At 53.7% G+C, this 12,863-nt stretch carries 8 protein-coding genes; 6 read left to right on the top strand and 2 right to left on the bottom strand.

Annotated features, from left to right (window positions below):
- Positions 1 to 13 precede the first annotated feature (13 nt).
- Positions 14 to 145: a hypothetical protein gene (locus TBK1r_RS38195; RefSeq protein ID WP_419580921.1), complete on the bottom strand. Its 132-nt coding sequence runs from the start codon at positions 143 to 145 to the stop codon at positions 14 to 16.
- A 642-nt stretch (positions 146 to 787) separates the two neighbouring features.
- On the opposite strand from TBK1r_RS38195, the gene TBK1r_RS38190 reads away from it, so the two are divergent.
- From TBK1r_RS38190 to TBK1r_RS03220, 3 genes are all read left to right on the top strand, one after another.
- Positions 788 to 1,423 carry a hypothetical protein gene (locus TBK1r_RS38190; RefSeq protein ID WP_419580920.1) on the top strand — a complete coding sequence of 212 codons (636 nt, stop codon included), beginning with the start codon at positions 788 to 790 and terminating at the stop codon, positions 1,421 to 1,423.
- Positions 1,424 to 1,623: 200 nt separating this feature from the next.
- On the top strand, positions 1,624 to 2,499 hold the full coding sequence (locus TBK1r_RS03225) for a zinc-dependent metalloprotease family protein (protein WP_145207507.1): 876 nt from the start codon (positions 1,624 to 1,626) through the stop codon (positions 2,497 to 2,499).
- A gap of 62 nt (positions 2,500 to 2,561) precedes the next feature.
- Positions 2,562 to 5,330, top strand: coding sequence for a ferritin-like domain-containing protein (locus tag TBK1r_RS03220; protein WP_145207506.1), 2,769 nt, complete (start codon positions 2,562 to 2,564; stop codon positions 5,328 to 5,330).
- Positions 5,331 to 5,759: 429 nt separating this feature from the next.
- On the opposite strand, the gene TBK1r_RS03215 is transcribed toward TBK1r_RS03220, so the two are convergent.
- Entirely contained in the window at positions 5,760 to 6,923 is a 1,164-nt protein-coding gene (locus tag TBK1r_RS03215) for an ISAs1 family transposase (RefSeq protein WP_145207505.1), read from the bottom strand.
- A gap of 126 nt (positions 6,924 to 7,049) precedes the next feature.
- Between TBK1r_RS03215 and TBK1r_RS03210 the strand changes: the two genes are divergently transcribed.
- The 3 genes from TBK1r_RS03210 (at position 7,050) to TBK1r_RS03200 (ending at position 12,728) form a co-directional block, all read left to right on the top strand.
- Complete coding sequence (locus tag TBK1r_RS03210; RefSeq protein ID WP_145207504.1) at positions 7,050 to 9,011, top strand: hypothetical protein; 1,962 nt, start codon at positions 7,050 to 7,052, stop codon at positions 9,009 to 9,011.
- Between the two features lie 182 nt (positions 9,012 to 9,193).
- Entirely contained in the window at positions 9,194 to 10,603 is a 1,410-nt protein-coding gene (locus tag TBK1r_RS03205; RefSeq protein WP_419580919.1) for a Dyp-type peroxidase, read from the top strand.
- 241 nt (positions 10,604 to 10,844) lie between these two features.
- Positions 10,845 to 12,728 (top strand): GMC oxidoreductase, encoded by a 1,884-nt coding sequence (locus TBK1r_RS03200; protein WP_145207502.1) that lies wholly within the window; start codon positions 10,845 to 10,847, stop codon positions 12,726 to 12,728.
- Positions 12,729 to 12,863 lie beyond the last annotated feature (135 nt).

Below are 12,863 nucleotides of genomic sequence, written 5' to 3'. Positions count from 1 at the left end.
GGCCGAACGCTTGCTATTTGGTCAGGCCGAGTTGGTTTTTGATCCGGTTGTCGGACACGATAATGTCCGAGGCCAGCTCGCTTTCCGTAGCGATCCACCCGAAGTTGATGATGCCCGACTGGAAATGGTTGGCAGGATTGAGCACGGATCGCCTCATCGCATTCGTTTGCGTGGCATTGGTGTCGCTGGCACGAGTGCAGAGGATTGGGTCTACGACTACGTGGGTTATCTCGCACCCGAATGGCCGGAAGGAGTCGATCAAGTTCCCGCGATTGTGGGGACGGTCATCCGTAGTGTTCCACATGGAAATGCACCGGCGGGGGTCGTTGCGTCTTTCGTAGCCGTAGCCAAAGAGTTTCCAGAGCCGAGAGACGTCATCCCGCTGCCCGCGCCTGTGATCCGAATGTTGGCGGGCGAGAAACATCGCTTGCATCATTTGCTTTGGCATTCGCTTCGACAATTTTGGTTGTCGCCTGAAGTTTCAGATGAGACCCGCCAGCAAATTCGCGCACTCCATTGGGAACCGCCGCGACTGGGAATCGAGAACGGCCAGATCGCAGTCAACAATGGATCAGGAATCGACTTTCTTTACATGCACCGCGAGATGATCTCGCACGTTCGGCACATGATGCACCGTGCAGGTCTAGTGCCGATTCGCCATTGGCCGAGTCCTGCTCAGCCGGGTGCCGTGCGCGCAGAGCCTGATTTCACACAAGCGAACCCGACGCTCCCGGCGCCTGGCAACCCTGATGGGTTTGTTGTTCCGCCTGCATGGCAATGGCCCGGTTTGCCTCATCTGGAACGTCGCATCCGAGCGCTCAAGAGTGATGAATATTTCTGGTCGCGGATGCAGTGGTGGGATCGCGAATTCAAGAATCCCGAACGGCTGGCACGTCTGACGCTGGGACAACTTGGTGCGTTGTTGGAGTACTCGATTCACAACGACATGCACATGCGGTGGGCCTCGATTCCACGACTTCCCGATGGAACGAAAGTGCCACTGGGTCGAAGCGTGGGCGACATCGACAGCCGTTGGGCGAATTCGAGCAACGACTTCCTCGGCGACTTCTATTCATCGCACGTGAACCCGGTCTTCTGGCGACTACACGGTTGGGTCGACGATCGAATCGAAGACTGGTTTGCAGCCCACGAAGCAGCTCATCCCGGTGAAGTCCAACGAACCGACGTCGGCGGCCTGCCTTGGTTCCAAAGCGAGAACTGGGTCGAGCACGATCAGCCTTGGGCGAAACCGCAACAAGGATTCGACGTCGACACCATGAAGCAAGTCGTGCACTTGCTATTCCCTCCTCCAGAACCCCGAGCCCGAGCTTCGATGGCCGCATCCGAAGATGCGCGTCAACCGAGCATGAAATCCGCAACCGAATTCTTCTTTGGAGGAGATGAAGCCGTGCCAAGCTTATGACGACACCATGTATGGCCACACAATCTCAACTTGAACTGACTAGTCGTTACGACAACAGAAAGTGCTGAGTCCGTTGGTGGCTCCTCGACAACTGGCTTCCCATAGCAATCCGATGGAAGAAGCTTTCGTCACGCGCATCGTCACGCGCATGATGAACCTCGTTTTTTACGATCCGCAAAACTTACGCAATGGAGCAAAACATGGCCAATAAGAAAAATGAATCGGACCTGAAGGATCTTCTCCAATACTTGATAAAACAACTGGACGACTCTGGGCTAGTGAATGACATCGGTAGGGTGGACAGCGAAGATCAGGGCGCCTCCAAAAGTCGGCGCTCTCAACGCAAAGTTCATCAGATAGGAAAGAATACAATCTGTTCGACAGACGCACGGGGGTTCCCGACGGCAGATGATGTTAGCCCAAGTTCAATCCTCTTGGACGCGTCAGAAGGATTCGTACCGCTATGGCGTTACGGTACGACATTGCGGTGGTGGTTCGATGACGTGGCAATCTCAGATCACCCTGATCCATCGTCGGTCAAACGGACTGTGCGTGAGCTGATGACAGAAGCGATGGAGGCGTGGGGGGACGCTGCGCCCATCAAGTTGCGTGAAGAGCGCGACTCTTACGATTTTCGCGTCATCGTCAATGCCAAAGACCGTTGCACGCCGTCTGGTTGCACGCTTGCAAGTGCATTTTTTCCGGATTCCGGTAGACATGATTTTCACGTTTACCCGCTCGCGCTTGAGCAGTCGCGGAAAGAACAAGTTGATACGTTCATTCACGAACTCGGACATGTCTTTGGATTACGACATTTCTTTGCCCAAGTTAGCGAACAAGCATGGCCTAGTGAGATATTTGGTAACCATCGCGCGTTTTCGATTATGAACTATGGAAGCCTTAGTGAACTAACGGAAGACGATAGGAATGATTTGAAACGACTCTATCAGGCAGTTTGGTCCGGAGCCTTGGCCGACATCAACGGCACCCCGATCCGTTTGTTCCCGCCGTACCATGAAGCTGGAAACATGGTCATTCCACGGTTTTATGGTTCCCGTGCAGCCACTGAAGGTTAGCACGCGACTGGAATAGCGATGCGTGACACCAGTGTGACTCTACCAAGTACCGGAAACTTAGGATGCTACATCTTGAACTAGGCAATATCAGCAGTGTCGATGATTTACGAACGTTCTTGCAGAAAGCGATTGAGTTAGAGCATGCAACGATTCCGCCGTACTTGGTGGCTCACTATTCTTTGCGCGGTTCATTGAATTCCGAAATCAAAGACAGCTTACGGGAAGTCGCGATTGAGGAAATGCTACACATGACGCTCGCGGCCAACATCCTCAACGCGATCGGAGGCAGCCCAAGAATCGACTTTCCGGAGTTTGTTCCAAACTATCCATCGAAGCTTCCGCTTGGTGTGGGATCGACCGATCCGGACAACGAGTTGATCGTTCCGCTTGAGCGTTTTTCCAAGCAACTGCTGATTAACGTCTTCATGGAGATTGAAGAGCCGGAACAACCGCGCGAGTTTCCAGTGCTGGAGCGGGCTGCTTCTTTGGTAGCACCAACCTTTTCGTTCTCAACGATTGGTGAGTTTTACTCCGCCATTAAGCAAGCTCTGAATCATTTCGGAAGCGAGATATTCACGGGGGCCCTTGCTCACCAAGTTTCGGTACATCAGGCTTTTGGAAGATTCATAGATGCTGCACAAGTTCCTGATGTTGTCAACAGTTTGGAGACGGCACTTCGTGCGGTCGACGTGATTGTCGAGCAGGGCGAAGGAACCGCCGAGTCGCCCATCGATCCAAACACGCGTCAAGCGGAAGATTACGCGCATTTCTATAAGTTCGCGGCGATCTACCACGGTCGTCGATTACGGCCAGACCTGACAAACACCGATGGGTTTTCGTATTCAGGTCGGAGGATCGGATACGACCCCGAGCAAGTATATCCGTTGGTTGCCAACCTGAAACTCCATGATCTCCGGTCGAACTCTGAAGAGCATGGACTTCTGAGTGCGTTCAACTCGACCTATTCTCGAATGTTGCGAGAACTTGACTCTGCGTTCAACGGTAATCCGACTGGAATCTTCACCGCAATCAGCACGATGAGGCAACTTGATCGAGATGCCAACGCAGTGGTCGCAAAGCGTATCAGCCCCGACTCGTTGCTGAACATCGAACTCGCGCCTGATGAGGCCTATCACTTGACACCAAGTTTCGAGTATGTGTCTGCGGTGCCCGAACCAGTCAGCACTCGGTTTGATCGCGTTATCGAGATCCTTGACGAATCGATTGGTGGACCCGGTGAGACGATTGGCGTTCATGGAGCGTTTTGGAGGAACAAGACTCGCGACGAATTCGTTGGGCTTAGTGTGCGCGGGTTGGAGTTGATTGACCTCAACAATGGTGCGGGTTCCAACCTGATAAAGGCCTTGAGAGGCGAGGCTCCGTTTGGAGCTGACTTGCCCAATCCACCTTCCGGAGCTCGGTTCAGTCGAATGCCCGCTGGATTCGATCCAGTGCCTGAAGTGGGCATCGAGTTTATTCAGCAGTGGATCGACGATGGTTGTCCAGAAGACGCAGTCGAGGAACGACCCAAAATGGCATGGCGGCGAACGAACGCGCCCGATGCTAGTTCAAGAACCGATGACATTTGGTTTGTTGATCCACAGCGTGGTTGGGCGGCCAATAGCAACGGCAAAATCATTTTTACGAGTGACGGTGGCGATTCATGGGGCGAACAATTGAGCGACCCCACTGTCTACTTCCGCTGCCTTGGGTTTGTCGATGACAAAACGGGTTGGGCTGGAACCCTGACGGCTGGAAAACGTTTGTTTCATACGACTGATGGAGGAGCGAACTGGGCAGAAGCAACCAATTTGCCAGGAAATCAGCCTTCAGCAATCTGTGGAATATCCGTTGTCAACAAAGACGTTGTCTACGCATCGGGGACGAACTTTCCGAATCGACCCACTGGCGTTTACAAGACCACTAATGGAGGTGCCAATTGGACAGCGATCAACATGGAAGCCTGGTCTGACATGTTAATCGACTGCTTTTTCATTGACGAAAACATTGGGTGGGTTGTTGGCGGCAAGATCGATCCCAGCGAACCGCAAGTTCGGGGCAATTCGTTTCCTGTTGTACTCAAGACGACTGACGGAGGAGCGACCTGGGAGAACAAGCTAGCTTCCATTGCAGATGACTTGGTCAAAGGCGAGTGGGGTTGGAAGATTCAATTCATAGACGAACAAATCGGATTTGTTTCCCTTGAAGCCTTTGATGTCGGCGCGATTCTAAAAACGACCGATGGTGGTGAGACCTGGGAACGACTTCCTATCAATGATCCTCAGCAAAACGCCAACCTAGAAGGTGTTGGATTCATCGACGAAAACGTCGGTTGGGTCGGCGGTTGGGGTGACCGTGACTTTGAACGGCAGTCCAGCAGCGCAACGACAGACGGCGGCAAGACTTGGCGTGATGCAAATGAGATTGGACGAGCGATTAACCGATTTCGGTTCTTTGGGAATCCAGTGACCGTGGGTTATTCTTCCGGCGTCACTGTTTACAAGTACGAAGCCATCGATACATCTCGTGCCGCAGCTAGAGCGTTTACGAGCAGTCGCCGTGTCATGCCAGCCGCGGTATTATCTCGAGCCGCTCAAGGAGAATCAATCCACATTCCAGTGACAAGCCCTGCCCCAAACCAGACAGCCACACTACGAATCTGGGATCGATTCGGGGACGAAGTTATCACTATCGAAAACATCGCATGTGATTCTACGACGGTCGCTTGGAATTTGGAGGACAGTCATGGTAACCGTGTGCGCCCCGGCTACTTCATTCTGCGACTAACCTGTGGTAATCAGTCGGAAAGCTCCCTTCTTCGATTGAAGTAGCGATCGAGTCCTTACCCGCGAAGCTTGAATCCCAGCATCGTTTCTTATGAGTCAAGAGCATCGTTATGTACACACAACAAGTTGGTCGTGAATTCTGGTACGACTTTGACAATCAAACGCTTTGGCAGCGGACTCGGGTGATCGCGGATGCGTTTCAACGCGGGTACTTTGCACAAAATTGGGGCTTGGACTCGCTACCGGACTTTCTGCGGACGTCGTTTTCCGATCCGAGTCATCCGACGCCGTTCGAGACGATCGTCGACGCGGGTAGACGAGGTTTGCTGGATCTAGCCGCGATCCAACTGCAGATCATCGACCGTCATTTGAAAAGTGACGATGAGATCCGTCGGGCGTTTGAAGATTTCGGACAAGGGATCTTATTTGACGATCGGTCGCCCCGGCCTCCAGGACACGACGATCGCACCAAAATTAGGCTGCAAACAGGAGTTTCTCGAGGAATTCGCTGTTCCAGCCAGCGATTTTTCGCTTCCGCCTGAGGCTCTTCTTCCGAGTGTCTCGCTTGAGAAGCGTCGTCACAAACCGACGAGCAAAGCTCATGTTCGATGTCGCGTTCTTGGTTCGGAGCCGACTGGAGTCCTCATGAAACACGACATCGAGGACCCAGTGCATGCTCTCTATACTCCAATGGCTACGAGCACAATTTGAGAATTCATGCACCCGCGCCGGTCGGCTCGAAATGTAGTAGCGAACATCGCTTGATTGCCGGTCACCACGAGTCGTGCAAGTATTCGCTTGGCAGATACTTTTTGCTCCTTTCCACTGGTCGGTCAGTTCGCGAAGTGCTTTTGGAATTGGGCAGGTCGCATAGAAGCGTTCCTCTTCACGCGCGGCCTGCTTTCCTGTGGTCGTCATTGCCCGAACACCGTGGGCTGTGAGCCCATCGTTATGGGCCATCTCAAAGTGATCGGCGATGGCAGCACAGAGCTTGGGATGGTTGTCTTTGACAGCGAACAGATAGTCGCCACCTCCCTCGACGATCTTTTCAGCAATCGACTTTTGGCATCCCATGGCATCGAGCGTCACGATCGAATTGCGTAAGTCGATTAGATCGAGCAATTCGGGAATTGCCGTGATTTCGTTGGACTTTGAGTCGACCTCGGTTTGCCCAAGCGTGACACCATTTGCGGTCGCCCAGGCACTGACGATATGAATCGCATCAGATTTCTCCGCATCGGTATAGGATCCGCGCACCGTCTTGCCATCGATCGCAACGTGAACGGGACGATTGTCGTCCTTGCTGGCGTGATCCCAATTAATCTCGCAGAGATGAGCGTGCCATTGAAGCAGCGCCTTCTGAAACTCGGCTGGTTTGATCAGGGACAACACTCGCGTGATGGTATCGTGAGACGGAATGCCGGCATCAAAGTCGGCGAATTTGGATAGCCAATCCAGTTTCTCACCACCGAAGCTTTCGATCTCATCAGGTCCGTCCGCGCCTGCGATGACCGCCGAGACAACCAAAAACAGAATCGAGTTAAGTGGATGGATTGTCCGGCCTGCGACTCGCGGGTCGCCGACCTGATCAAAACACTCGTGAAACACATCGATTTGGGAAGCCATTGCCATCTCCATAACAGGGCAGTGAAAAACCAGTCTGGCTGAATTTATTGGCAGAGGGGTTCACTGAGGCAAGGCTTCGACGAATACTGAAACCAGATTTTGGTGCGATCGTCGTGGCCTCCAGGACGCCTCGTTCACATGATGGACGGTACGCCTGATAACTGGGTGGGATGGCAGCGCTGGCACGGATTCATCCGCGCCGCGAGCTTGCTGGGCGATTCCGCGGATCGTTGGTTGCACATCGATCGCTGCATGGCAATGTCGTGGGCGATCCAAACGGAAGCCGATCCCGAAAACGATAGCCCCAACAATCCGGGGCTCTCAGAAGATCGCTTGGAGGTGCTGCGTCAAACGTGGATGACGCTCTCGTTTGAACAACTCGATTGGGCGTTTGCGAAACATCGGTTTCGTGCTCCTGCGCCAGTGGCGTTTGATGCGATTCGTTCACGAATTGCGCATGCGGCGTTGGGTCTCGCGGGGGCCGACTCGACGCCAACCTATGCGGGTGTGCAACAAATTTTGGAATCCGCGTCTGGAGTGAGCTTTCCCAATCATGGTGGGCACGCGAGATTTTGGTTGCTCCCCGAAAACGAGTTTTTGGCACTTCCGCCCATTTATGGGCATTCGCTGATCGCCTCACCCGGTGAGGATCGAGGCGCGCGATCGGCTCTCGTAAAAGTGCTCAAGGGAACTCTACCCGGCATACCGCAAATGCCGCTGAACCAACCACCATTGAGCAGTGATGAGATCCAGTACGTCGAAGACTGGATTGACTCTCTCGATGATGCCAACGAAACGTTCCAATACGCTCCCCCAGCGAATGTCGATGACCTAAACGAAGCGCAAAAGGCACTTTGGAGCGAAGTCGTCCACGGTTGGTTTCGATCGGCGGAGTCGCGGCTCGTCGAAAGGCTCGGTGTACCGATGGCCGACGTGCGGCTGTTCAATCTGATCGATACGCCCGAAGGTGCCGATGGCGCCGATGCCGAGATACCGTGGAGCGGGTTTCCACGTAAGTACACGCAGGTCGTTGCCGATGTCGAAGAACGCTGGCGAGTTGTGGAAGAAAGAGTCAATGCCGATCTCACCGGCCGACGCGCTGGCTACTATCGCCAGGTGCCCGGCGGATTCGTCCCGGCCGAAGACATCGTTTTTCGCGATCAAGACGAGTACTGCGAATGGCATTCCTTTCGCGACGACACAGGCGAACTTTTAAAGGTCGTCTTCACTTGTGAGAACCCCGAATATTGGCGATTCATCGCTGAAAACGATCCCAATCTGTTGTTGTCGCTCTATCAAGGCTTGACCGGCCAGCCGGTCGCGATGGGTGACCTGTTTTTTGGTGAAGACATCTTCACCCCTGATGCGAATGGCAATGCGATAAATGAAAACGGAAAATACAATCCGTACAACAAATGGAACACGACCGACGGCATCATTCACCTAACGCACCCCGCGAACTCGCTGTCCGCGGAAGTCTTTTTGGCGGCGGATGCAAGCGTGTTGCGCGAAAACGATACAGGTCCTGTCGTCGCGCCGGGTGAGCTGATTTGTTGTGCGGGATACGGCGGACCGGACCGGTCAAGTGATCCAACGATCGGAGCCGCTGTCAACGGACTTGTTCGCGACAAGAAGTTTGTCACGATCAATGATCCAGTCGGACTTTATATTCATAGTCTTGACGCGACGCCGTTCGAGTTTCCAGCCGGCATCTCGTTCGATGATTGCTGGAAAGTGATCCGTGGAGACCAGAGCAAGAAGCAAATCCTTCGCGCGGAGTTTTCGCTTCCGGATGGCGGTTCGCTCAGTCAAGTCACGGTGGGCGGGGAGTCGCTTCGATTCGGATCCCAAATTGCCGAGTTCATTTCGATCGTCATTTTTGGAAAAGCGTTTGACGCGAGTGCGATTCCCAACGCGATGTCCTGCGTGGCTCACTGCTGCACGCATTCGACGCTTCAACAGCTACAGCAGATCACAAACATTAACGCTCCCTGTCCACCAATCGACGAAGAAGGTGGAATGCTGGCAGCTCGATCACTGGAAGATCGCGACGCACCTCTTCCCGACCTGAAAAACGTCACCAGTCCGTACACGCGGTAGGACACAATGCGAGAACTTCGGCAGAATCCGACATGACCGAGCCACAACTCGATACCGAGCAAATCCAAGCGAATATCGCACCCGGTTTTCGGTTTCCGTTTCAACATCTGATTGCGATTCGAGCAGCGGGGACGGACGGAGCTCGCGCGCTAGTTGACGAGCTGCTTCCACACGTGACGACGATGCAGGAAGCATTGCAGTTCCACGAAGCGCGATTGGAGCGTGCGAGGGCGAGTTATAACTTTGGAATCGCAAGTTTTCGTGCGTTACAGTCGCACCCTTTGTGGGTCAACATGGGCCTTGGGAACCGTCTGATGGAGGCCTTCTTTGGTGATGCTGCCAACAACGCTGATCGTTCGTTCCGGCTCGGTCTTCACCGAAGAAGCTTTACGCTGGGCGACCATCGTGACCCCGCCGATGAGGGCCACAAGGACAATTGGCTAGTCGGTGGACCGGACAATGAAGTCGATTTGTTATTGATCGTCGGATCTTCCGATGAGAACACACTTGCTGAGGGTGTCGCGGGATTAATCGAAATCGTCCAGCGCGGTTCGCATGAAGTGGTTTATGATGAGGAAGGGAATCGACTGGAAAATGATGAAGAACACTTTGGGTTCCGCGATGGCGTCTCTCAACCGGCAATGCGTGGCCGCGTTTCAGCTGGAACACATGACTATTTAGTTAAGCGACGCGTGCAAAACGCACCGTCGGGTCCGGAGTGGGCGACACCGGGATCACCACTGATTTGGCCAGGTGAATTTGTGTTCGGATATCCACGGCAAAGCCCCAACCACTTTCGCGATCCTAGTCCAGTGACGAACGCGGACGGCGTATTGAACAACGGTTCCTTTCTTGTTTTTCGGCGGCTCAAGCAAGACGTCAAGCTTTTTCGAGAGGAAACGGAACGAATGGCCTCGAGCCTTGCTTCGCATCCTGACTTTTCGCATTTCGACGCGGAGCTTTTCCGAGCCAGCATCGTCGGGCGATGGCCTGACGGAACTCCAGTGCAACAGTCCTCTGACGGTCCTCCTGACCAAAGTGCTGCCGAAGATCGCATCAACTACTTCGGATTCGGCAGCGATACTCCGCCCATTCAAATGTCGAGCGGTGAGACGGTTCCGGGCACATCAGGAGACCCAAGCGGCATTGTTTGTCCTTTTCATGCGCACATTCGCAAAGTCAATCCACGTGACAGACCGACGGATTTGGGCGCAGAAACCAATACCATGAAAATGAGAATCCTGCGGCGTGGTATCCCCTTTGGTCCGACCTACGACCATGCTCCAGACGAAACCGATCGCGGGTTGTTGTTCTTGTGCTATCAGACGAGCATTCGCGATCAGTTCGAGCAACTCATGATTCGTTGGGTCAACTCAACGGTAAATCCGGAGCCTGGAAACAATGAAGGTCACGACATGATCCTCGGTCAGAATGGGGCTGAAACGAGTCGCGAGCGGTTTTGCGTTTTCAATAGTTTATCGGGTACGCAAGCAGTGAGCTCGACACGGAGGGACTGGGTCATTGCAACCGGCGGAGGCTATTTCTTTTGTCCATCGATTGATGCGTTGAAACAGATCGCATCACCCCCATGATCAATCCTAAATGCAGCGTCACTAGAACCCTGACGTGACATACGAAAACGTGTTTGGCCGACGAGACCGGGACTTCCAATTCTTGATGCTGAATAGCTCGACTGATCAGATTCCGTGTTGTCAAGGAATTACGAGGCGGTTTGAAGTGAAATCCAGCTATTCAATCCGCCTCGAATGGGCGTCGCTATTGGTTGGCTAAGGTTCCAACTCATCTGGATGACTGAACGGGATAGGAGAAGCCATGAACGAGTTCAATTATCACAGTGGTTCCGGACGAGAGTTTGTTGGCGAGCGACCGGCGGCTGAAAATGCCGGCGTTCGTGCGGCGTCTTTGGTGGCCGCTCCTATGGGGCTCCGTCGGATTCGCTTCGTTACTGACCGGTTTGCTCCCAACCACGTTGTGACGATTCGTGGTTCGGCTGACGGCTGGACCGCTGACACGTTTGGCACTTATCGCAACGGAGCTTGGGACTTTTTCTTTGAAATCCCGTCGCTACCGGCAACGATGTCGTTCAAGTTTGTACTCGATGGCGAACACTGGATGCTGGGAGCGGACCTGACGGTCGCGACCAACATCGACCATCAGTTTGACGAATCGAATGTCGATTTCGAGGTAGGACCAAATCGGTTCCTGCACGGCTATGACAATTTTTGGTTGGAGCGGACCAAGGCTGCCCAAGAGTCAGTGCCTCGGAATACGCAGGATCAGCTTTACGATGTGATCGTCATCGGATCGGGGGTCGGCGGCGGTTCGTTGGCCGATGCTCTTTCGGATAATGGGGTCAAGACGCTGGTTTTGGAAGCAGGCGGTCTAAGATTGCCGACGCACATGACGAATCTGCCCGGCGATTGGACGCGCGTTGCGACGCATCACGCCGTGGGGCACTTTCATAATGAACCTGGCTCGGATTTTCTTCCAGGTGTGCATCTGAATTTAGGCGGGCGTTCCGTGTACTGGTCTGGGCTCATTCCAAGGATGCATGACTGGGAACTTCAGTTTTGGCCCGAACCGATCAGCGACTATCTGACGTCGAGCGATGGGTATGAATCGGCGGAAAGATTGCTTCGCAAGCGGTCAAAACTGGGCCCTTTTCAAGACCAAGTCGTCGCCAAGCTAGGTTCCGATCTAGACAGTTGGACTGTCGAGGATGTACCACGCTCGCGACATCAGCCATTTGTTGATGACACTGGGGCGGTTGGAAACATCTTGGAAAGTTCGACCGGCGTTTACTCCACTGCCGACGTCCTGCTTTCCTCGCTCAGCTTTCCAGGTAGGGCAGGCCGTCAAAATTTGACGATCAACAGCGGCCATCTCGTGACTCATTTGGAAACCGATGGCGATCAAGTTTCCCGCGTCGTGTGCCAAGACCTGTTGGGAAATCAGACGCGTAGTTACAGGGGGAAGTATGTGGTCTTGGCAGCCGGATCGCTAGAAAGCGCCAAGATCGTGCTTAATAGTGGACTCAACGATCCGAACAATAAAGTAGGGGTCGGACTGACCGATCACCCCGCTTTCTTTTCTGCTCAATACACGATTCCCGGTAACAACCCGTTTTCGGGTAGTGACAAACATGCCAAGGTGTTTCTGTATCGAGACGATGCGACGTTCGATAACCATCCGTTTAACGTCGAAGTCCTAATCAATCCAGCGTTTTGGCATCTCAGGCAATCGGATACAGACTTGTTGCCCGAACCGCGACCGTCCGTGATCGAACTAAAGTTCGTCTTTGCCAGCCATTTAGACGACGAGAACTTTGTCCAGTCGCGTGGTATCGGCCATAAGTTAAGGGTCAAAGTGAAACGCAATGAAACTGGCAGGCCTCATTTCGATTCGGCACGCCTTACGCGAAACGCGATTCTGGATTCGCTAGACGTTCCGTTTACAGCGAGCGAAGGAATGGGATACGGCAATGAAGGAACGGTGCATCACGCCGGAGGGACGCTCCGAGCCAGTGGCGACGCGACGGGAGTCGTCGACACCGACCTTAAGTTTGAACAGTACGACAATCTTTACTGTGCCGACCCGTCGGCATGGCCCTTCATTCCAGCAGCCAACCCGGTCTTGACGCTTGTTGCATTGACCCAGCGTTTGGCGGGCCATTTGCAAGGTCGCGTTGGCTCTTAGCGAGAATGTTTTTCGCAAAGAGTTACAAGTCGGCGGCAGATACATTTGTCGATTCCGCAGTTGACGGCGACTCCTACGTCGACACCGTTGTCTACCCTGCCGTGTTTCTCTATCGCCAGTTTCTTGAACTTCTTC

Source organism: Stieleria magnilauensis (assembly GCA_007753675.1).
Classification (GTDB): domain Bacteria; phylum Planctomycetota; class Planctomycetia; order Pirellulales; family Pirellulaceae; genus Stieleria; species Stieleria magnilauensis.
Note: the sequence above shows the minus strand (reverse complement) of the source record. Positions and strands in the feature narration are given on the sequence as shown.

Coding starts and splice junctions, on each gene's coding strand:
- TBK1r_RS03225 (WP_145207507.1), top strand. CDS start 1,624: ATGGCCAATAAGAAAAATGAATCGGACCTGAAGGATCTTCTCCAATAC.
- TBK1r_RS03220 (WP_145207506.1), top strand. CDS start 2,562: ATGCTACATCTTGAACTAGGCAATATCAGCAGTGTCGATGATTTACGA.
- TBK1r_RS03215 (WP_145207505.1), bottom strand. CDS start 6,923: ATGGAGATGGCAATGGCTTCCCAAATCGATGTGTTTCACGAGTGTTTT.
- TBK1r_RS03210 (WP_145207504.1), top strand. CDS start 7,050: ATGATGGACGGTACGCCTGATAACTGGGTGGGATGGCAGCGCTGGCAC.
- TBK1r_RS03205 (WP_419580919.1), top strand. CDS start 9,194: ATGCAGGAAGCATTGCAGTTCCACGAAGCGCGATTGGAGCGTGCGAGG.
- TBK1r_RS03200 (WP_145207502.1), top strand. CDS start 10,845: ATGAACGAGTTCAATTATCACAGTGGTTCCGGACGAGAGTTTGTTGGC.